General features: G+C 66.2%; 25 protein-coding genes. 19 read left to right on the top strand and 6 right to left on the bottom strand.

What is annotated here, in order from left to right; genetic code table 11:
* Window positions 1–90 precede the first annotated feature (90 nt).
* The gene (locus ACFTSA_RS00805; RefSeq protein ID WP_377948718.1) at window positions 91–804 is read left to right on the top strand and encodes a GAF and ANTAR domain-containing protein; all 714 of its coding nucleotides are present in this window, start codon (window positions 91–93) and stop codon (window positions 802–804) included.
* 221 nt (window positions 805–1,025) lie between these two features.
* A complete protein-coding gene (locus ACFTSA_RS00800) occupies window positions 1,026–1,178 on the top strand; it encodes a hypothetical protein (protein WP_377948716.1) in 153 nt (50 codons plus the stop codon).
* Between the two features lie 4 nt (window positions 1,179–1,182).
* Here ACFTSA_RS00800 and ACFTSA_RS00795 read toward each other — a convergent pair whose 3' ends face one another.
* Complete coding sequence (locus ACFTSA_RS00795; protein WP_377948713.1) at window positions 1,183–2,646, bottom strand: YdiU family protein; 1,464 nt, start codon at window positions 2,644–2,646, stop codon at window positions 1,183–1,185.
* A gap of 385 nt (window positions 2,647–3,031) precedes the next feature.
* Here ACFTSA_RS00795 and ACFTSA_RS00790 point away from each other — a divergent pair, with 385 nt between their 5' ends.
* The 9 genes from ACFTSA_RS00790 to ACFTSA_RS00750 all read left to right on the top strand — a co-directional run bounded on the left by ACFTSA_RS00790 (window position 3,032) and on the right by ACFTSA_RS00750 (window position 9,197).
* Window positions 3,032–3,922, top strand: a complete 891-nt coding sequence (locus ACFTSA_RS00790; protein ID WP_377948711.1) for a hypothetical protein — start codon at window positions 3,032–3,034, stop codon at window positions 3,920–3,922.
* Complete coding sequence (locus ACFTSA_RS00785; protein ID WP_377948708.1) at window positions 3,919–4,350, top strand: phage holin family protein; 432 nt, start codon at window positions 3,919–3,921, stop codon at window positions 4,348–4,350. The genes ACFTSA_RS00790 and ACFTSA_RS00785 overlap by 4 nt, the downstream gene beginning before the upstream one ends.
* Window positions 4,347–4,988, top strand: a complete 642-nt coding sequence (locus ACFTSA_RS00780; protein ID WP_377948707.1) for a DUF3618 domain-containing protein — start codon at window positions 4,347–4,349, stop codon at window positions 4,986–4,988. Before ACFTSA_RS00785 ends, ACFTSA_RS00780 begins: the two co-directional genes overlap by 4 nt.
* Window positions 4,989–5,350: 362 nt before the next feature.
* Window positions 5,351–6,115, top strand: a complete 765-nt coding sequence (locus tag ACFTSA_RS00775; protein WP_377948705.1) for a GAF and ANTAR domain-containing protein — start codon at window positions 5,351–5,353, stop codon at window positions 6,113–6,115.
* A 120-nt stretch (window positions 6,116–6,235) separates the two neighbouring features.
* On the top strand, window positions 6,236–6,976 hold the full coding sequence (locus ACFTSA_RS00770) for a GAF and ANTAR domain-containing protein (RefSeq protein WP_377948703.1): 741 nt from the start codon (window positions 6,236–6,238) through the stop codon (window positions 6,974–6,976).
* Window positions 6,966–7,193 carry a hypothetical protein gene (locus ACFTSA_RS00765; RefSeq protein ID WP_377948701.1) on the top strand — a complete coding sequence of 76 codons (228 nt, stop codon included), beginning with the start codon at window positions 6,966–6,968 and terminating at the stop codon, window positions 7,191–7,193. The genes ACFTSA_RS00770 and ACFTSA_RS00765 overlap by 11 nt, the downstream gene beginning before the upstream one ends.
* A gap of 228 nt (window positions 7,194–7,421) precedes the next feature.
* Window positions 7,422–8,024 (top strand): Rho termination factor N-terminal domain-containing protein, encoded by a 603-nt coding sequence (locus ACFTSA_RS00760; RefSeq protein WP_377948698.1) that lies wholly within the window; start codon window positions 7,422–7,424, stop codon window positions 8,022–8,024.
* Window positions 8,011–8,430 carry a hypothetical protein gene (locus tag ACFTSA_RS00755; RefSeq protein ID WP_377948696.1) on the top strand — a complete coding sequence of 140 codons (420 nt, stop codon included), beginning with the start codon at window positions 8,011–8,013 and terminating at the stop codon, window positions 8,428–8,430. The genes ACFTSA_RS00760 and ACFTSA_RS00755 overlap by 14 nt, the downstream gene beginning before the upstream one ends.
* Before the next feature lie 92 nt (window positions 8,431–8,522).
* Complete coding sequence (locus tag ACFTSA_RS00750) at window positions 8,523–9,197, top strand: DUF6766 family protein (RefSeq protein WP_377948694.1); 675 nt, start codon at window positions 8,523–8,525, stop codon at window positions 9,195–9,197.
* Between the two features lie 3 nt (window positions 9,198–9,200).
* On the opposite strand, the gene ACFTSA_RS00745 is transcribed toward ACFTSA_RS00750, so the two are convergent.
* A complete protein-coding gene (locus ACFTSA_RS00745) occupies window positions 9,201–9,488 on the bottom strand; it encodes a DUF6221 family protein (RefSeq protein ID WP_377948691.1) in 288 nt (95 codons plus the stop codon).
* 93 nt (window positions 9,489–9,581) lie between these two features.
* Window positions 9,582–10,145 carry a universal stress protein gene (locus ACFTSA_RS00740; RefSeq protein WP_377948689.1) on the bottom strand — a complete coding sequence of 188 codons (564 nt, stop codon included), beginning with the start codon at window positions 10,143–10,145 and terminating at the stop codon, window positions 9,582–9,584.
* 94 nt (window positions 10,146–10,239) lie between these two features.
* On the opposite strand from ACFTSA_RS00740, the gene ACFTSA_RS00735 reads away from it, so the two are divergent.
* The gene (locus tag ACFTSA_RS00735; protein WP_377948686.1) at window positions 10,240–10,722 is read left to right on the top strand and encodes a hypothetical protein; all 483 of its coding nucleotides are present in this window, start codon (window positions 10,240–10,242) and stop codon (window positions 10,720–10,722) included.
* On the opposite strand, the gene ACFTSA_RS00730 is transcribed toward ACFTSA_RS00735, so the two are convergent.
* Window positions 10,659–11,582, bottom strand: a complete 924-nt coding sequence (locus tag ACFTSA_RS00730) for an alkaline phosphatase family protein (protein WP_377948684.1) — start codon at window positions 11,580–11,582, stop codon at window positions 10,659–10,661. The two genes, ACFTSA_RS00735 and ACFTSA_RS00730, sit on opposite strands and share 64 nt — an antisense overlap.
* 450 nt (window positions 11,583–12,032) lie before the next feature.
* Between ACFTSA_RS00730 and ACFTSA_RS00725 the strand changes: the two genes are divergently transcribed.
* The 5 genes from ACFTSA_RS00725 to ACFTSA_RS00705 all read left to right on the top strand — a co-directional run bounded on the left by ACFTSA_RS00725 (window position 12,033) and on the right by ACFTSA_RS00705 (window position 16,106).
* Window positions 12,033–12,656 (top strand): low molecular weight phosphatase family protein, encoded by a 624-nt coding sequence (locus tag ACFTSA_RS00725; RefSeq protein ID WP_377948682.1) that lies wholly within the window; start codon window positions 12,033–12,035, stop codon window positions 12,654–12,656.
* Window positions 12,657–12,710: 54 nt separating this feature from the next.
* Complete coding sequence (locus ACFTSA_RS00720) at window positions 12,711–13,808, top strand: LCP family protein (RefSeq protein WP_377948679.1); 1,098 nt, start codon at window positions 12,711–12,713, stop codon at window positions 13,806–13,808.
* A gap of 24 nt (window positions 13,809–13,832) precedes the next feature.
* Complete coding sequence (locus tag ACFTSA_RS00715) at window positions 13,833–13,997, top strand: hypothetical protein (RefSeq protein ID WP_377948677.1); 165 nt, start codon at window positions 13,833–13,835, stop codon at window positions 13,995–13,997.
* Between the two features lie 368 nt (window positions 13,998–14,365).
* Window positions 14,366–15,124 (top strand): histidine phosphatase family protein, encoded by a 759-nt coding sequence (locus ACFTSA_RS00710; protein ID WP_377949796.1) that lies wholly within the window; start codon window positions 14,366–14,368, stop codon window positions 15,122–15,124.
* Window positions 15,108–16,106: an NAD(P)H-hydrate dehydratase gene (locus ACFTSA_RS00705; RefSeq protein ID WP_377948675.1), complete on the top strand. Its 999-nt coding sequence runs from the start codon at window positions 15,108–15,110 to the stop codon at window positions 16,104–16,106. The genes ACFTSA_RS00710 and ACFTSA_RS00705 overlap by 17 nt, the downstream gene beginning before the upstream one ends.
* A gap of 3 nt (window positions 16,107–16,109) precedes the next feature.
* On the opposite strand, the gene ACFTSA_RS00700 is transcribed toward ACFTSA_RS00705, so the two are convergent.
* Window positions 16,110–17,528 carry an ABC transporter substrate-binding protein gene (locus ACFTSA_RS00700; RefSeq protein ID WP_377948674.1) on the bottom strand — a complete coding sequence of 473 codons (1,419 nt, stop codon included), beginning with the start codon at window positions 17,526–17,528 and terminating at the stop codon, window positions 16,110–16,112.
* Between the two features lie 571 nt (window positions 17,529–18,099).
* On the opposite strand from ACFTSA_RS00700, the gene ACFTSA_RS00695 reads away from it, so the two are divergent.
* Window positions 18,100–18,522 (top strand): hypothetical protein, encoded by a 423-nt coding sequence (locus ACFTSA_RS00695; RefSeq protein WP_377948673.1) that lies wholly within the window; start codon window positions 18,100–18,102, stop codon window positions 18,520–18,522.
* Between the two features lie 166 nt (window positions 18,523–18,688).
* Window positions 18,689–19,105: a CBS domain-containing protein gene (locus ACFTSA_RS00690; RefSeq protein ID WP_377948671.1), complete on the top strand. Its 417-nt coding sequence runs from the start codon at window positions 18,689–18,691 to the stop codon at window positions 19,103–19,105.
* On the opposite strand, the gene ACFTSA_RS00685 is transcribed toward ACFTSA_RS00690, so the two are convergent.
* Window positions 19,099–20,001, bottom strand: a complete 903-nt coding sequence (locus ACFTSA_RS00685; RefSeq protein ID WP_377948669.1) for an FRG domain-containing protein — start codon at window positions 19,999–20,001, stop codon at window positions 19,099–19,101. The two genes, ACFTSA_RS00690 and ACFTSA_RS00685, sit on opposite strands and share 7 nt — an antisense overlap.
* Window positions 20,002–20,008 lie beyond the last annotated feature (7 nt).

Raw genomic sequence — 20,008 nt, 5'->3', positions numbered from 1 at the left:
CAGCAGCCACTTTTGCACGGCCCGCGATCCGCCCCTGCGGCCCGCCAGATCCCCGGCGGCCGTGCCGCCACATCCCAGCCAGGCCATGAAATGACAGCGCATCTGCCCCTCGCTGACGAGCTCGCGGCACTCACCGCCCGGATCGCCGACCTTTTGCTAACCCACGAAACCGTCGACGAAGCCGTCTCCGCGCTTGCCCAGGCCCTGAAGGAAGCCATCCCCGGGACCCTGGGCGCAGGAGTCAGCCTGATGGACACGCGCGGCCGGCGCACCAGCACGGCCTTCACTGATCCCGATATCCTGCAGGCAGACCAGTTCCAGTACGACCTTGGCCAGGGGCCATGCCTGACCGCCTGGGCCCAGCAGGCAACAGTCGTGGTTGAGGACTGCCGCACCGACCACCGCTGGCCAGCCTGGAGCCGCGCCATCGCCGACCTGCCCCTTCGCTCGGTGATCAGCACGCCGCTATCAACTCCGGACGGCGCCATCGGGGCACTGAAGGTGTACTCCCCCATTCCAAACGGATTCGATTCCAGGGCCATCCGCCTGATCGAGCTTCTGGCCCGGCCCGCCGCACTCATGCTCGCCAATTCCCAGGCCCGCGACACCGCCCAGCGCCTCAGCGACGGGCTCATCGGTGCCCTCGGCGCCCGGGATGCGATCGGAACGGCCACCGGGATCATCATGGAGCGCCTCCACGTCAGCCGCGACCAGGCCCTCGCCACCCTCATCAGCGCATCCCGGCGGCGGGAGCAACCACTGCACCAGCTCTCCCTGGACATCATCGGCGGCGGAGAGGTGTAACCAGCCGTCACAAAACTGCCTGGTTGCGGGCCGTGACGGTCTGCGCGGAAGGTGGCTGCCACCGTCGGGAATTGCCTCACTCCGTAGGCTTGGGCCGGTTAGACCGACCCCGGCTACAGCATTTTCCGCCGCCGCGCAATTTTGGCGCGCTGGCCAGTTCCAAGGAAAATAGCCAGTTAGCACACAATGCACGTCCCGCTTACTTCAGGAGACAGAGAACCATGACGAACAACATTGCCCCGGGTGCCGGGCTGGACGCCGCCCCGACCGCAGCCATGGCCGCTCTGGATGAGCTGGACCTCACCCCGCAGGGACTCGCCGACGCACCGGCCAGCGAGCTGGAGCCGGACACGCTCGTCCACCCCGGCCCGTAACAGGTCAGGTTCCGCAGAAGGTCCGGTAGGGGCCAAAGCTTTCCGGCGCAGCCTCTGCGTAACGTTCGACGCCGGGACGCTCGTTATAGGGGTCCGTCACCGCTTCCAGCAATCGCCGGAGCGGGTCCAGGTCACCGCCGGTCGCAGAACTGAGTGCTTCCTCAACGAGGTGGTTGCGGGGCACATACGCCGGGTTGACCCGGTCCATCATGGCGGCGTCCGGACTCAGGGCCCGCCAGCGTTCGGCCCAGGCAAGGAAGGCACCCGGTTCCGGGAACAGCTCCCGCGCCGGACCGTCCTTGCCGCGGGCGGTGGTCCCGAGACGCCGGAAGAACGACGTGTAGTCGACGCGCCCCTCTTTAAGCAGTGCGAGGAGGTCGTCAATGACTGGCGAGGCGGTCTCCTCAGCGATGCTGCTGCCCAGGCCCAGCTTCGCCTTCATGCCGGCCAGCCACGCGGCGCTGTACTGCTCGCGGAAAGCACCCAGCGACTCCTGGGCAAGCTCGACCGCACGCTCCTCGTCCTCGTCGAACAGCGGCAGGATTGCCTCCGCCAGGCGCGTCAGGTTCCACTCTGCAATGAGCGGCTGATTGGCGTAGGCGTAGCGTCCGGTCTCGTCGATCGAACTGTAGACGGTGGCAGGGTCAAAGGCGTCCATGAAGGCGCACGGGCCATAGTCGATGGTCTCCCCCGAGATGGCCATGTTGTCCGTGTTCATGACGCCATGGATGAAGCCCACCAGCATCCACTGGGCCAGCAGTGACGCCTGCGCGCTGATCACCGCGTCGAACAGGGCGAGATACGGGTTCTCCGCCCCCGCCGCATCGGGATAGTGCCTGGCGATGGCATAGTCCGCAAGGCGCCGCAGGAGCCCGTTATCACCGGCGACCCGGGCATACTGGAAACTTCCCACGCGCAGATGGCTGCTTGCGACGCGTGTGAGCACCGCACCCGGCAGCACCGTCTCCCGCTGGACGGAACGGTCGGTGGCTACGACGGCGAGCGACCGTGTGGTAGGGATACGCAGGGCGTGCATCGCTTCGCTGACGATGTATTCACGCAGCATCGGCCCCACAACAGCAAAACCGTCGCCGCCCCGGGCAAAGGGCGTACGGCCGGAGCCCTTCAGGTGGATGTCCCGGAGGCGTCCTTCGACGTCGGAAATCTCACCGAGCAGGAGCGCGCGGCCGTCACCCAGCCGTGGCGCAAACCAGCCGAACTGGTGGCCGGAGTATGCCTGCGCAACGGGAGTGGCGCCGTCGGGCACTGCATTGCCGATAAGCAGCGCGAGCCCCTCCGGGCTCCGCAGGAACTCCGGGTCCAGGCCCAGCTCGGCGGCCAGCGGCTTGTTCAGGACGAGCAGCCTCGGGGCAGGGACCTCCTCCGCCTTCCAGGGAATGGCCATCTCCGCCAGCTCCGTGGCGAAGCGGCGTTCAAAGGTGACGGTTGATGCGGCTGCAGCGCTCATCTTTCAAGCATACGTTCGACGCCGGCACCCGAACGCTCTATCAGATCCTGCCGCCTTCACCCGAACGCTCTATCAGATCCTGCCGCCTTCACCCGAACGCTCCATCAGATCCTGCCGCCTTCACCCGAACGCTCCATCAGATCCTGCCGCCTTCACCCGAACGCTCTATCAGATCCTGCCGCCTTCACCCGAACGCTCTATCAGAGAGTGAGGAGGGGTTGGGAATTTACCTGCAGGAAGTGAGAGGGGATCGGGACCGGTCACGGGGCCTTCCGTAATTTTTCAACTCATGTAGGAAGTCTACTTACTATTAGATACTAATCATGCTTACTATTGCTGAGTGCTGGTTCATCAGCAGCAGCTAACCCTCAAAGGAAAGAGAGCAATGATGACCGAGAACCCATTCGGCACCGAAACCACGGGCCTGGGCACCGCCGGCTCGGGCACCACGGGCTACGGCACAACCGGAGCGGGCACCAATGGCCACGGCACCACCGGCGCGGGCACCGCAGACTACACGGGTACTACCGGCTACCAGGATGACGGCTCCTCGAAGAAGGACGTCGCGAAGGATGAGGCCGCGAACGTGGCGGGCCACGCCGCCGGGGCCGCGCAGAACGTGGCCGAAACGGCCAAGACCGAGGCGAAGAACGTTGCCTCTGAGGCCAAGAACAGCGCCCGGGACCTGCTGCACCAGGCGAAGTCGGACCTCACCGACCAGGCCGGCACCCAGCAGACCAAGGCCGCCGAAGGCATCCGCAACATCTCCTCACAGCTGCGCACCATGGCCGACGCACCGGACCAACAGGGCGTGGCCGCGGACCTCATCCGCCAGGCCGCCGACCGCTCCGAATCTGTCGCATCCTGGCTGGACGCCCGGGATCCGGGTTCGCTCCTGAACGAGGTCAAGTCCTTCGCCCGCCAGCGCCCGGGCACCTTCCTGCTCCTCGCGGCAGGCGCCGGCCTCCTCGCCGGACGCCTTGGCCGCAGCCTGCAGGCCGGCGCCCCGGAAACCGGAACCGGAACCGCGGCAGGCTACGGATCCGCCGGCGGCACCCTGCCCCAGTACCCCGTCCAGCCGCCGGTGACGGAAAGCAGCCTGACAGCAGCACCGGCCGCTCCCCTGTATGACGCACCGCAGGCGACTCCGACCACCTACGCCGAGACCGTGTACGGCGAGCCCGCCCGCCCCGGCTTTGATGCACCCGGCTCGGCAGGCGTTCCGCTGCGCGACCCCGAGGACCCGTATACCGAGGGTGGGGGGCGTCCCCTGTGAGCAGCCAGATACCCGATACCCCGCAGACGACCGCGCACGCCAAGGCCGACACCACCTCCCTCGGTGACCTCCTCGGCGAGGTCACCCGGGACCTGTCCACCCTGATCCGGCAGGAAATCGAACTCGCCAAAGCCGAACTCAAACAATCCGGCACCCGCGCCGGCAAAGGCGGAGGCATGCTCGCCGGCGCCGGCGTCGCCGGCCACTTCGTGCTCCTGTTCCTCTCCATCGCCCTCTGGTACGCCCTCGGCGAACTCATGGGCCTGGGCTGGTCCGCCGTCGTCGTCGCCATCATCTGGGGCATCATCGCCGCGATCCTCGCCTCCCTCGGACGCAAGGAACTCAAAACCATCCAAGGCATGCCCCAGACCGTCGAAACAGCACGGGAAATCCCGCCCACCCTCAAACCGAACGGAGACCACCGATGAGTGAGAACCCGGACGCCATCCGCGCCGACATCGAAGCCACCCGCGCCCGCCTCGGCACCAACGTGGACGCCGTCGCCGACAAAGTCACCCCCTCCAACATCGTCCACCGCCAAACCAGCAAAGTGAAGGACGCCGTCTTCGGAGTCAAGGAGAAAGTCATGGGCACCGCCGAGCACACCACCCACAACGCCACCGGCAGCCTCCACCACGCCGCCCACTCCACCACCAGCGGAGTGCACCAGGCCACCGACGCCGCCGGCAACGCCCTCCACGACGCCGGCGAAGCGATCGCCGACGCACCCCACCAGGTCGCCGCCAAAACCCAGGGCAACCCCCTCGCCGCCGGCCTGATCGCGTTCGGCGCCGGGCTCCTCGTCTCCTCCCTCATCCCCCCGAGCGAAAAGGAACGCGAAGCCGCCGACGCCCTCAAGACCGCGGCCGAACCGGTCACCACCCAACTCACCGAAGCCGCCAAGGACATGGCCCAGGGCTGGAAGGAACCCGCCCAGGAAGCCGTGGAAAACGTCAAAGCCACCGCCACCGACGCCGCCCAACACGTCAAGGACGAAGGCCAAACCGCCGCCCAGGACGTCAAAGCAACCGCCACCGACGCCAAAGACCACGTCCAAAACACGTAGGTCCCGGCGCAAAGCCTGGAAACACTGAGACCTGGAACGCTGCATCCGCCGATCTCCGGATGCAGCGTTCCAGCGCGTCCGGGCCCGGTAGAGGTGCCCGGCAGACAGCAGCGGCCAGGCGCCGTTTCACCGGCGTTGTATCTCGCGTGACCCAGAGGGAGTAGGCTCGAAATGAAGGCGAAGCGCCCATCAAACAGACGGGTTCCTGCGTGCCACGCCCCGGCGCGCCGGGAGTCCCGGGGCGCTGAAGACCGTGCGAGCACAACGAGCCGCGGGCGCGAGTCCGCGATCATTCCCGGACTTGGAGTCCGGTTGCATACAGTGGATCGGAGGACCCGGCTCCGCGTGAACCGAGGCAGGTTATGGCCGCCAACGACGACTCAGGCCAGCAGCCGGCGCCCACTCCCCCGCCGACGCTGGAGCAACTGCAGGACCTGCTGCTGGAGAGCCCGGGGTTTGATGATTTCCTCCTCGAGCTGGCGGTCTTCTCTGCTTCCCAGTTCGCCGCGCCGGAACCACTGATGTGTGCAATCTCCGTTGAACGGGACGGACGGGCGATCACCGTGGCCAGCAGCAGCGAAAGTGCCAGGCGGATGGATGAGAAGCAGTACGGGTTCGACGACGGGCCATGCCTGACCGCCCTGCGTGAAGGCCGCACGGTGCTGGTGGAGGACCTCAGGGCCTCCGCCAGATGGCGCGGGTACTCGGACTCGGTCACGGACCACGTCGTGGCGTCCATCCTCGCCGTTCCCATTGACGCCGGTCCGGGCGCTGCTGCGGCGCTGAATTGCTACGCCCGGACAACCTCGGCCTTCGATGCGGCCACCATCACCGCGGCCGAAACCTACGCCGGGTCCCTGTCCCGTGTTCTACGCCTTGCGCTCCGCGTCCACCGCCTGGCGGTCCTCCCCGAAGGCCTGCACGGCGCCCTGCAGTCCCGGGCGGTCATTGACGCAGCCCTCAGCCTGGTCATGGCCCAGACCCGCGGCAGCCGCGAGGAGGCGGCCGCGGTACTCCACAAAATGGCGCAATCCAACAAACAACAGCTGAAGCAGATTGCAACGGACATCCTCAACGGTGCACAGCTTCCACAGCGGGCATACCGTGACGACACGACGCCGGAGTGAGCGGGCCAGCAGCCCGGAAGCCCGTGACTATGATGGAGAGCACCTGCCGGACGTACCGCCCAGAGGGATGTTCCCGACCCCGATGAGATGTGAGGCCACCCCGTGACGCGGAAGCAACCAATGGCAGCGGAACTGCCTGAGATCTTCGCCTGGGTTTCGGGCCTGCTCCTCACGGAACCGGTGGTCGACCAGGCGGTGGGCAGCCTCGCCCAGGCCGCGCACGAAAGCCTGGCCGGCAGTGTCGGCGCTGGCGGCACGCTCATCGATGCCCAGGGCCGGCCCACCAGCACTGCCTCCACCAACAGCCTCGTCCAAGAAGCCGACCGGCTGCAGTATCGCCTCGGTGAAGGTCCCTGCCTCACGGCCTGGGCCAGCGCCCGGACCGTGCTGGTGGAGGACGTACGCACCGAACAACGCTGGCCGGCGTGGAGCCAGGCAAGCACCGGCATGGGGATGCTGTCCTGCATCAGCGTGCCTCTCCTGGTGCCGGACCTGGGCGGACGCAGCCGGCCCGGGGCCATCGGGGCCCTCAAGGTCTATGCCGACCAGCCCGGGGCCTTCGACGAACACAGCGAGCAGGTCCTGGCTCTCCTGGCTGGTCCCGCGGCGCTCGTCCTGTCCAACCTGCAGGCGCGGGAACGCGCCGCGCACGTCAGCGACGTCCTCAAGGACGCCCTGCACAGCAGGAGCCTGATCGATATGGCCAAGGGCGTGCTCATGGAGCGGCTGCGGGTGGGCGAGCGGGCGGCACTGCAGGCGATGATCAGCCGCGCCCGGGCAGAGGGCATCCTCCTGAGCGCGGTGGCGCAGCGGATACTGGAACCCACCGCGGAATCCGACGCCGGACGCCATGAACGCTGACCAGGACGGAGAGGCGCAAAGAAACCGGACCGCCCGGGCCTTCCGGCAGGCCCAACTCGATATGGAAAAGCTCTGGATGCACTACTTCAGCATCGGCGGTGACGCGGGCGCCATGGAGATCGAGGCCTACCTCCACGGCTCTTACATGCTGCGCCCCATCCAGCGGGACCTGCTGGACCACGCCATCTACGAACTGGGCAATCCATTCGGGGAGTGACGCGTCATTCGGGACGGCGCGCTCGTCGCTGACCCAACCACCCGCCGTCGGGCATTGCCGGCACCCATGGATTCCCTACGCCCCAAAAGTGGCCACGCCCGCCGCTGGACTTCGCCAGCCCCTATTCCACCAGCTCAGCAGGCGTGCCACCTTGACGGCACTCCCGGCACGGACTAAACAATAAGTAACCTTATTATTGTCGGTGTCGGTACAGGAGGAGGAAATGCCGTGAGTGATCAGCCAGGGAACCAAACCCCTAACACGCCAGAGGTCAGCGAGACCGAGCTCCGGGAAATGAAGGTCGATGAACTCCGGCAGGAGGCGAAGGACGAGAACATCGGCGGAACTTCCGGCATGCGCAAGGAGGAGCTAGTGAAGGAAGTTGCCAAGGCCCGTTCCGAAGGCGGAGGCAACAACGGCGGCGGAGCTGACGCTGACGATCTGGGCGCCGGCCCCGAGGGCGGCAAGATCAGGCACGGGGACGCTTCGTCCAGCTCGCTCAAGTATTCACAGGAAGTCACCTCCACCGAGGATGAACCCGAACGCGAAGGCCGCAGCCTGGCCACGACCCATCACGAGGTCATCAGGCAATGGGCCGAGGAACGCGGGGGAACCCCCGCCACTGTTGAAGGCACCGAACACGGGGACCACCTGGGCGTGCTGCGGATCGACTTTGGCCGCGACGACAGCAACCTGCGCCGCGTCAGCTGGGAGGAATGGTTCAAGACGTTTGACGGCCGCCGCCTCAACTTCATCTACCAGGAACAACGCACGGACGGAACGCAGTCCAACTTTTTCCGGTTAGAAAACCCGGAACGTGAAGACGCCTAGGGCCCGCAGAGGCCTCCGGTTTGGCCTGCTCGCGCTTTCAGGCTGCGTGCTTTCCGGGTGCGCCGCCGCGGACGGAACGCAGGCCACCGAGGCGGCCGAAGCGTTCCACCGGGACATGGCCGGCTCCAACATGACGGCGGCCTGCTCGCTGCTGCAGTCCGAAACGCGGAAGGAGACGGCACGGTCCAGTGACGCCGGCACCTGCGAGAGCCAGCTGGAGAAGGCGAAGATCCCGGACCCGGGAAAGCTGCTGAGCACGGAGCAGTACGGCCGCGTCGCGTTCGTTGAGTTCGAGCACGATACCGTCTTCCTGGCCCAATCCGCTGGCGGCTGGCAAGTCACGGGCGCAGGCTGCACCCCCAATGGGGAAGAAGCGCCGTACATCTGCGAAGTAGGAGGCAAATAGCATGCGCTGGAGTTTTGCGCTGTATCTCGTCCTGATCTTCGGCGGACTGGCCTATATGGTCGCTGTCGGGCTTGCCCGGGGATAGGCGGACCGTGAAAAAGGCACTCAGAAACAACGGCCTCAGCCTCTTCTTCGGCCTGATTTTCCTCCTGGCCCTGCTGGGTCAGGCACTCACCGGCCATGCCCTGTTCAACCAGGAGCAGGTGGCCTCCGGACTGGAGGAGATCAGCCTCGGACAGTACCTGGCGTCGTCGAACTTCGCAGTGGACGTCTCGGAAAACTGGCAGTCCGAATACCTGCAGTTCCTGCTGTACATCTTCGCGACCATCTGGCTCGTGCAGAAGGGATCCCCCGAGTCCAAGGAACTGAACAAGCCCGGCCCCGAGTCGGACAGGGAACAGCTCGTAGGCGAGTTCAGCAACGCCAAGTCACCCAAGTGGGCACGCGTGTCCGGATGGCGGCGCACCCTCTACTCCAACTCGCTGGGGGTGACGATGGGGCTCATCTTCCTCCTGTCGTGGCTGGCCCAGTCCATCGCCGGAAGCAGCAACTACAACCAGGAGCAGATCAAGAATTTCCAGCAGCCCGTCAGCTGGGCGGAGTACATCGTCTCGCCTGAGTTCTGGAACCGCACCCTGCAGAACTGGCAGTCCGAGTTTCTCGCTGTCGGTTCCATGGTGGTCCTGTCGATCTATCTCCGTCAGCGCGGCTCACCCGAGTCCAAGCCCGTGGGTTCCGCGCACGACGACACAGGCACTACCGGCTAGGGCCTACAGCCCGTCAACGGCCCAGCCTTCCTGGTAGTCCGGATGGTCCTTGTAAACGGCGGCGAGGGACATCAGGACATACTCGCTCGTGGCACCGATGGCGGCGGGAACATCGGTGACCAGCGGGACGTTGCCCAGGATCTTCCGCTTGGCCGCGCATTCTGAAAGCACGCGCCCGGGATGGAACCAGCCGACCGCGGGTCCCGCCGATCCCTCCGTCTCCAGTCCGCGCCGGGCATCCGCCTCGTCCTCAGTGATCCGCGCTTCCAGAAAATCGATCAGGTCGGCCATGTGGAGTCCCTCGCATTCATCTTGGTGGGTGGATGGTGTCGGTGGTCTGGACCGTCAGTCGTGTCGCGTCGGCTCAGTCCCGTCGAAAAGGCGTCAGACGTCCTCCTTCGGTCGGTGCCGTCGCTGCGGGGCGAGCGGAACAACAACCACCGGCCGCGTCTGCCAGTGTGTCAGGTGGCCGGCCACCGAGCCGAGCAGCAGCTGCTCCAGCCGGGCACCCACGCTGCCTTCGCGCGTGCCCACCACAATGACGGAGGCATCCGCCGAATCGGCCAGTTGGGCCAGCGCCCGCGCGGGTTCGCCCACAAGGGTCAGCAGCGACCAGCGGATCCCGGCCTTGCCGAGGACAGCCTGCAGGTGCTCCCTCAGATGGGCGCTGGTTTGCTCGACGTCGTCAACGGCTCCCTCCTGCCCTGCCGTTTGCAGCAGGTCCTGGTCGTCGCGCTCGTTGCTGAGGTAGGAGGTGATGTCCACATAGGCACAGATGAGCTTGACGTTCAGGGAGTAGGCCAGCCGGGCGGCGCTTTGCACGACGGCGGGCGGTTGCCCGGGCACGACGCCTGCCACCACCGGGCCGGCAATCCGCTGCGGGACGAATTCGCCCTCCCCGCCCGGGAACCCGGCCTTCTTCGCTGGCTCGTTCATGAGTGCTGCCATTCCACGCTGTCCTTACGGCAGATCGGGAGAACTCTCATGGCCAGCCTACTAGGAGCCTCTGGCACCGGCGGGCAACCTGGTGGAGGATAGGCGCATGGCGGAACGTGGAGGTCGCACGCAGTTTTCCGTTGCCGGCTGGCTCTTCGGGTCCGCGAGTGTTGTCCTGGGCCTGCTGATCCACGGGGTGTCCGGGCATCCCGTGCCTGCGGCACCGATCGTCGTCGCCACCACCGCGCTGCTGAGCCTGGCCGGCACGGTGGTCCTCCGCATCGGTGTGCCGAACTGGGCGCTGCTGGTGCTGGCCGGCGTGGAACAGCAGGCCATTCACTGGGCTTTTGCCTTCTTCTCCGACCCGCTGGCCACCACGCCGGCCGCCAACGTGGGCGGCCACGGACACGCGGACCCCGTCCAGTTCACCGGCCCCGGCCTGCTGCTGGCAGGAGTGCCAACCCAGCCGCTGCACGTGCTGCTGTACGCGCACGTTGCGGCCGCGCTGCTGGTATTTCTGCTGATTCAGCGGCTGAAAACATCGGCCCCGAAGCGGTTGAGCCCGGGCGCGGCGGCGTTCCCCAGATAGGGCAGCCCAAAGGCATCCTCGATGCTGGCCAGCAGGCTGTAGTGGTTGTACAGACGGTCCGAGGTTGTGCCCGCCCTGGCCAGCGGTGACAGCACCAGAGTCCCGATCAGTCCGCCCGCCGCTCCCCCGGGCAGTGCCGCATCCGCACTTTCCTTCCCTTCCGCCTCGTCGAAGGTGATGACCAGCATCCCGTCCTGCCTGTATGCCGGGGAGGCCATGATCTCCGGAGCATGCTTGCGGAGCCATACATCGGCCGAGACCAGTCCACCCTCCCGCCCGTCAACACATGGACTGTCGTGCCCGTCGTTGCACAGGTTGGGGCTGATGTAGGAGAGGTTCGGTGTTGTTGCCACGCTCTTGAGATCAGCGGCGAGATGGGAGAAGTCGACGTCGTTGCGCTGGCACTCGGGTGAGGACGTGATCCCGGCGAAGTACACGAACGGGTTGTGCCGCGTGGCGTACTGGTCGCCTTCTACTGCAGCGTGGTCCGGATCCTCGGTGCCGGGGTCCGGATGGCGGCAGGGATCGCCCATGTCCTCCATGTACGCCTTCCAAGTCTTGCCGGCCGCAGCCAACTGGCCGGCAACTGTCTGCACCGACTCGGGGTACACGCAGCCGCTGCCCTGCTCCTGCCCCAGCGGCCCCGTGCCTGCCGAGTCGAACGCCTTATACACCGGGCAGTCGCCTTCGGTGGCGGTGTTGGGGGCCTGCCCGGAGATCTGGGCAATGTAGTTGGGAAGGGAGGCGTGGCCGACGGCGTAGTACCGGCTCAGCAGCACGCCCTGCGGACGCAGGGTCTGGGACAAGTACTCCGCGTCGGATTGGTCGTTCCAGACGTCGCGGAAGGACTTGTTCTCCAAATTGATGACAAAGATGTGCCCCGGTCTTGTTGCCGCGGCCGGTGAAGGCGAGGGCGACGGCGGCGCGCCAGTTCCGCAGGCAGCAAGCCCGGTGAGGGCCACCGCCAGCATCGCGGCGGGGAGCGCGGCCCGCAGGAGTCTCCCTCCCGCGGGCCTGCGCTGACGGGAGCCGTGCCGGGGTAACCCATGCCAGTGCCACCTTTGAATCGGAGCAGCTCTCATTGGATCCTGCCTTCTGCAGCAATGTCGGTTCGCGGTCCCGGTTCAATAAGCCAGGCTCCAGGGGTCCAGGCTCCATGCTGGCACCACTAGCCCGGCAGCAGCATGAAGGAAAGCTGGGAGTTGGTTGGGAGGGCGCACGAAGCTCTTCCGGAACGCAGGGTGGCTCACATGTTAAGTTGAATCGGTGGGACAGACCTGTCCTGCGCACCAGCCTGAGAGAGCCAATACGTGGAATCGCCTTCGCCAGTCCGAATCCTGACCGTCTGCACGGGCAACATCTGCCGTTCCCCCGTGGCGGAACGCCTCCTCCAGGCCGGCCTGGACCAGGTGCTTCCCGGCGGCTTCGAGGTGCGCAGCGCCGGAACCCGGGCCCTGGTGGGCGAGCCCGTCCAGCCGCTCTCTGCGGACATCATCCATACCTTCGGCGGCACGGCGGACGGCTTCGCGGCACGGCAGCTGTCAGGCAAGATCCTCCGGAACGTGGACCTGGTCCTCACCATGACCTCCGGCCACCGGGGAGAAGTGCTGCAGCTGGATGCCTCGCTGCTAAAGCGCACGTTCACCATCCGCGAGTTTGCCCGGATGCTCGACGTCCTGGAGGAGCGTGGAGGCAAGGCGCCCATGAGCGGCGGCCTCAACGGCGAACGGCTCGCGGCCAACACCAGGCTCTGGCGCAAGCTTCCCGCCCGGGCAGCATCGGTGCGCCACCTCGCGCTGGCCCCTGATGCCGCGGACAACGACGTCGTTGACCCCTACCGCCGCAGCGAGGAATATTACCGGCAAATGGAGGACGAACTGGCCCCTGCAATCATCTCCATCCTTCGTTTCGCCCGGCTGAACACGCCCTCATAAACTGGCCCGACCGCCGTCGTTCTCACGGGCAACTTTTGGTGGTACGGTCCGATCATGAAATCCCGGAACAGTCCGGGAGCCGGGGGCAACGGCGACCCCGCTCCAGGCGCCAATGGCGGCGCCAAACCCAAGCGGACCATTCGCAACATAGTTTTGGCAGCGCTGCTCGGGATAGCCCTGGCGGCCGGTGGCTTCCTCTTCAGCCTGGCCCAGATCTGGAATACCCAGACCGCCAAGACGGAAATCAGCGCGGCCCCCGAAAGCCCCGCACAGACGGCAACCACCAAGCCCCCGCCCACCAGGAAGCCGGCGCCCAAACCGGTGAAACCGCCACCGCCGCCCACGCTGCCCATGAACATCCTGCTGATCGGCAGCGACCACCGCAAGGGCGACGCCCCGGCGCCGAGCGGCCTGCCAAACCAGCGCGCGGACGTCCTCATGCTGGTGCATCTGGCGGCCGACGGGAAGCACGCCTACGGCATCTCGCTCATGCGCGACCTCTGGGTTACGATCCCCGGATACGGCGAAGCCAAGATCAATTCCTCGCTCGAGCAGGGCGGCATGCCGCTGGCGGTGAGGACCGTGGAATCCCTGTTCGGGCAGAGGATCCAGCACGCCGTCATGATCGATTTCGAAGGCTTCAGGGGCATCACCGAGGCGCTCGGCGGCGTGGACGTCAACAATCCGGTGGAGTTCACGGCCAGTTTCGACACGCACCAGCACTTCCCCGCCGGCGTGAACAAACTGGAGGGCCAGCGTGCCCTTGAGTTCGTCCGCGAGCGCTACGCGTTCGCCGACGGCGACTTTCACCGCGTCGCGAACCAGCAGCTGTTCCTGCGCTCCACCCTGGCCAAGCTGCTGTCCGCCCGCACACTGACCAACCCGGTGACGCTGTACAAGCTGGTCAATACGGCGTCGAAGTACATCACGGTGGACAAGGGGCTGAACGCGACCGCCCTGGCCAGCCTCGTGTACAGCCTGCGGAATGTCCGGATGCAGGACGCGGTGTTCTTCACGCTTCCGACGGCGGGATTCGGGACCAGCACGGACGGTCAGTCGATCATCCTGCCGGACTACGGTGCCGCCGCCGCTGTGGGCGCTGCCCTGGGGAAGGACCGGGTGGGGCAGTACGCAGCGACGCTGGGGAAGTGATGCCCGAAAATTGAGGGGAAAGTGATGAAGAAACTTTTATGGACCATCCTTGCGGTCGCCGTGGTGTTTTTCATCATGGGCGCCGTCATCAAGGCGGTGGCCTTCCTGCTGTGGGTGGCGCCGTTCCTCCTGCTGGCTGCCGTGCTGGTGTTCTTCCTCAACCGCTCGGGCGGCAAACGCATCCCCTAACCCTCAACGCACTCTCACCTCCTGCAGGTCTCGGGCCGACGCTCTATCACCTCCTGCAGGTTTCGGGCCGACGCTCTATCACCTCCTGCAGGTTTCGGGCCGACGCTCTATCACCCGGTGAGAGAGCATTTCCTTTAAACCGGCAGGAAGTGCGAGAGCGTTCGAACAAAGGCGACGGGACCTGAGGAGCGTGCCAGAAAGGCGACGAAATCTGAGGAAGCGTGTGGGGTTCCTCGCCGGGTGATTACTCTGCTGACATTCCGGGTACGGCACTAGTAACGTGGAAAATTCGCAGGCCTAGGCTGAACGGGAGCGCAATCGTGGGAAAGAACGGAACCTCCGCTGACGGAACGCACAAGGACGCTCCGGTGCCCGCTGCCTGGACCGCCGGCGCCGTCGAACTCATCCTCATCCGGCACGGCGAGAGCCAGGGCAACGTGGCCGCCACCGACGCCACGGTTTCCGGCGCCGAGGTGATCGCGGTCCCGGCCCGTGATGCCGACGTCGAGCTTTCCTCCACAGGCCGGGAGCAGGTGACGGCGCTGGGCCGCGCCCTGGCGGCGGTACCGGAGGACCGGCGGCCCGACGTCGTGATCTCCTCCCCCTACATGCGCGCCTACCAGACGGCAGAGATCGCCGTGGAGACCGCGGGCTGGCCCGTCCCTGTCCGCTCGGACGAGCGTCTCCGCGACCGTGAGCTGGGCATCCTGGACATGCTCACGGCCTTTGGCGTGGAAACCCGGCTTCCCCAGGAGGCAGAACGACGGCGATGGCTGGGCAAGTTCTATTACCGTCCGCCGGGCGGGGAATCGTGGGCGGACGTGGCGCTGCGGCTCCGCTCGGTGATCGGCGAACTGAATGCGCTGGGCAGCGGACACCGGGTGATGCTGGTGTGCCACGACGCCGTCGTCATGCTGTTCCGCTACATCCTCGAAGGCATGTCGGAACGGGAGCTCCTGGACGTGGCGGCCAGCACACCGGTCCTGAACGCCTCGCTGACACGGTATGTGCGGCCGGAGGGTGTCGGTCCGTGGACGCTGGAGAGCTTCAACGTGGCCGAGCACCTCATGGAGCAGGGCGTCGAAGTGACCGAACATGCCGGGGACGCCAATGTCCACCCGCGCTGAGCCCACTGACACTGCCGCCGAGGACTCCGCCAAGACTGCCGCCACCCTGATCACGCCGACGCTCCTGCGGGGCTGGCCGTTGCCCTCTGCGGGGTCCGACAAATACTCCCGCGGTGCGGTTCTGGTGATTGGGGGCGGCCGCCGCACACCGGGTGCCGCGCTGCTCGCCGGCACAGCCGCACTTCGTGCCGGAGCGGGCCGGGTGACCCTGGCCGTCGCGGAATCGGTGGCTGTTCAGCTGGCCGTGACGCTGCCGGAGGCGGGGGTGATCGGGTTGCCCCAATCCGCGGGCGGATCCGTGGGTGACGCCGGGCTCGAGACGCTGCTGCCGGACTTCGATGCAGCAGATTCCGTGCTGGTCGGCCCCGGTCTGGACGACATCGGGCAGACCGAGGCGCTGCTCCGTGGATTGCTACAGCATGAGTCCACGCGGGATCCGGGCCAGGGTGCCGGTCCGACTGTGGTGCTCGATGCCTATGCACTGGGCGCCCTCCCCCGGCTGGCTGATGAGCTGGAGCCGTGGGCCTCCCGGCTGATCCTCACGCCGAACCCCACCGAGGCAGCGATCCTGCTAGGACGGGACACCGGGGATTTGGCGGCCGACGTCGTCGAACTCGCCGCAAAATACCGCGCCGTCGTGAGCTGCCAGGGCGTGATTGCCGGGCCACCCGGCGTCGGCAATCCCGACGGCGGTTCTTCCGACGGAGGCTCCCCCGCCGCCGATTTCCCGGACACCGGAGACCGCTGGGAAATCACCACGGGCAACGGCGGGCTGGGAACTTCCGGCAGCGGCGACATTCTTGCCGGCGCGATCGCTGGACTCCGGGCACGGGGAACCAGCGATGCCCAGGCCGCCTGCTGGGGCACACACCTTCACGCTGCGGCGGGCGACAGGCTCGCAAGCCGGGTGGGCAGCCTCGGCTACCTGGCACGGGAACTGGCCGATGAACTGCCGCCGCTCATGATGGAACTGGGCACTTAAGGCTCACTTCAGCGATTTCAGGATGGAACGCAGCGACGCGGCGGCCTTCGCGGCTGCAGCCTCCGGCTGGGCGCGGCCCGCTGCGACGTCGCTGACCGCCCTGGCGATGGGCAGTTCAGCCAGCGCAGCTCCGGCAAGGTCGCCGAGGCCCTGGGCAATCCCCCAGTGCTTCAGGTCGTGGGATGCCTGCAGCAGGATGGAGAGATCGTCCTTGGCATAGACGCTGTTGAGCTGCTCTGTCCTGCCGTTGGCCACGGGGGCGGACATCCAGGCATCCGCATATTCGGCTGGCTTCGCGGTGCTGCCCGAGCGCACCGGCACGCGCTCCTCCGGGGCAATCGCGAGCCAGTCGGGATAGCCGTCGGTCAGGAAGTACTCCACGAAGCGGCGGGCAGGTTCGGCGTCGGAATCAGCCGTCACCGTCCACGAGATCACTTCGCCGAAGTGCGCCGGCCGTTGCCCGTCCGGCCCTTGAAGACCGGCCACCACTCCGGTATTCCGCGCCAGGAACAGCGGGTCGTTGGTGCATTCCGGGCAGCTGGGCCGCGCATCGGTACGGGTGCCGGCCAGCTCGTCCAGCATGTTCGTCGGCCAAATGGCCATAGCGGCCTTCCCTGCGAAGTAGGCCGAGCGCACCGTATCAATGTCCTGTATGCCCGGCACGGAATAGTTCTTGAGCAGGTCGCGGTAGAAACCGAGCGCCGCAACGCACTGGGGACTGTCGAACACGACGACGCCCTTGGCATCCACCATCTCGCAGCCGTTTCCCAGCGCAACGTGCTCAAAGGACTGCTGCGTGAATGCCTGGCCGGTCTTGTTGGCCGCGACAATTCCCGCCAGCTCAGGTGAATCCAGCTTCCTGGCCGCGGCAACGATGTCCGCATACGTCCGGGGCGCCTTCAACCCTGCTTGGGCGAAGAGGTCCTTTCGGTAGTAGATCAGCTGGTGCCACGCGGACCCCGGCACGGCCAACTGCTGGCCGTTGCCGCGCGTCAGTTCGAGTGACCGGGCGGCCCACGTTTGCTCCCCCAGGCTTTGCACAATGGCCGCGTTTGTCTTGTAGTCGATGTGATTGGAGGTAGCCATGGTCCGGACCTGCGCCAGCGATAAGGAAGCCATCACGTCGGGAAGATCTCCGGAGGCAGCTGACGACGTCATGACCTGGTTGAAGCGGTGCGGAGGAACACCCACCACGTCGGCCCTAATTCCGGTGGCAGCGGTGAAATCCTCGATGATGAGGCGAAGCCTGGCCATCCGGTCCGGGAGCGTCTCCGTCGTCCAGACGGTGATGTTGTGATGGTCAATGTCCTGTGTGGGCGCGGGCGGCTGGCCATTGCCGGGCGTGCAGGACACCAGGAAGGCCACCGCCAGTGACACCGCCGCCAGAACGCCCGCCCTGACCTGGCCTCTGGTCCTATTCACCTGGCGCTCCTGCCATACCGTGTCCGCAGTACGGAGTACCCGCGCACAACTAGAAGACCTGTGGAACACAGCGTAACTAATTGGTGCCGGGCTGTCAGTAGGCGGCGTTGACTGCAGGGCCGGCCCGCTCGCCCCCGGTATCGCCGCGAAAGAGGGGAACACGAAGGAACGGCCTCCGCTCGTTGAGCCGGAGACCGTCCGCGAGAGGATCCGGATGCTGCTGCCGTGCGCTGTTTGGCGCGGTGGCGTGCTCCCGGGCTAACCGCCCCTTCTGGCAGCCATATTGAAGCCCCGGGTCCTCCCGTTCACCGCCAGCCGCATCGGCTGGCTGTAGATGTTTTATAGCACCCGCCCGGCCCCGCCACAAGGGTCTCCGACACGCTTTTTCCGCCGGATTTTGGTCCGCCAAGGCCTCGATCTCAGAACGTGCGACGGCGGCCAGGCCGGGTATCCAGACGGCGTTCCGGCGTGCTTGGGGTGCTATTGCCCGCCCCGGCGGGCCGGGAGTATTTTAAGCGTGGGATTGAGCTCAAGCAGCGGGCGCCGATGCCCCCTAACCAGGAGCACGTCAATGACGACCATCTCCAACGCCCACCTGTCCGGGGAAGCGCAGCGCCCCTCCGGCGCCCCGTTGTGGTGTTCCCAGTGCCAGACTGATGAGCACCTGATCGTCGAATCGATCGAGGCCCTTCATCCCCCTCAGAACGGCATGGTGGACGTGTCCTACACCTGCGTCGAATGTGACCATTTCTACGCCCACCCCGCCGGGGTGCACGACGTCGCAGGCGTACTGAACCGCCACGGCCAGGTGCTGGGAGTCCTGCAGTTCGGCGGCGAGTATTTCCACTGCGGCACACCGATGGCCTCGGTCAGCTCGGGAACCAGCAGCATCTACGGCACAGAGCTCGGCCGGCGCCGCACCATCCACGACGTACACCTGCCCACCCGGCTCCTGCGCTGCGGCTGCGGATTCCAAATGGAAGTGCCCGACTGAACAAGACCCCGCTGGCTGAACGGGACCCCCGAGTTTTTGTCCAGATAATCGGCTTTCGAGGCCACTTTGGGAGCATTATCTGGACAAAAACTCGGGAGGAGGGCGGGGTGGCAGGGAGCGGCGGCAGCCCGCCGTCGTACGAGCACTAAAGGTGAGGAGAGCGGCAATGTCCATCCTGGCACGCGACATCATGACCGGCGGCGCAGAGTGCATCGGCGTCAATGAAACCCTTGAGCAGGCGGCCAGAAAGATGAAGGATCTCGACGTCGGCTCCCTCCCGATCTGCGGCGAGGACAACCGGCTCAAGGGCATGCTCACCGACCGGGACATCGTGGTCCGCTGCCTGGCCGACGGCGGCGATCCCAAGAGCACCAAGGCCGGCGATCTGGCCCAGGGCAAACCTGTCACCATCGGCGCCGATGACACCGTCGAGGAAGCCATCAGGACCATGCAGCAGCACCAGGTCAGGAGGCTGCCAGTGATCGACGGGCACGACCTGATCGGAATGCTCAGCCAGGCCGACATCGCCCGGAACTACCCGGAGGACCGGGTGGGCGAACTGGTGGAGTTCATCTCTTATTGAGCATCCTCCGGCCGAACATCTGGAGCGTCCGGTTCGGCAGCCTCGGTGGGTGAGATCTGTGCATCCGGATACACCTCCTCGGGCCGGTCCCCGTAGTACCGGGCGAGCCAGCGGCAAAGGCCGTCCAGGCCAGGGAACAGTACCCGCTCCGTGACGTTGGCCTGGTCCAGGTGATTCCGGATCGCCCATTTCAGTTCCGCCGGAAACACCACCTTGCGGTAAAGCTCCGGGTGCCGGGCAAGCCAATCTGCCAGCGACGCCTCCGGATCTGTCATGACCGAGAACACGGCGGACTGGTTGACGATCCTGTCATCCAGCGACGGCGGTTCGAAGAACAGCGGCACGCCGCCGCCGTCGTCGGACCTGTATTCATCAAAATCCTCCAGTGAGCCGGCGGCAGCGGTGAGGATCTCGGTCGTAAACAAGCCATGGGCCAACGGCTCCACATGCGCCCGCAGGCCCTCCGGAAGCATCTCATGCGCCGCCACATAGTCGACGCACCAGACCACCCCCGGACGGCTGTAGCCCCGCGGATTAGACGTGGCAAAGTGCAGCGCGACGTACGGCGAAAACGTCCAGTCCAGCAGGCGCGTGGGCAGTCCGTGGTGCTGGGCGACACTCAGCCAGTTCCAGAGCGAATCCCCGGGGGTGGCATTCCTGTGGGCGTACTTCTTGAAGTTTCGCAGCAGGTGCTGCTCAAGGCCGCCGGCGGCCTCGGTCTGCAACCTGGCCAGCCCGGTTTCCAGCGGATAGTCGTCCGACGACAGTCCCCGGTAGGCGATGTTGATGCGGTACTTGGCCTCTGACGGCTGCCACTGGTCCTGCGTCAGGGCAAAGATCAGCTCCTGCAGATCTCCAACGTGGACTTCCTGTCCGTTTCCGTTTCCGTTTCCCACGAAACCG

It is taken from the genome of Arthrobacter sp. NPDC057013, from assembly GCF_042674585.1.
Taxonomy (GTDB): Bacteria; Actinomycetota; Actinomycetes; order Actinomycetales; family Micrococcaceae; genus Arthrobacter.
Note: the sequence above shows the minus strand (reverse complement) of the source record. Positions and strands in the feature narration are given on the sequence as shown.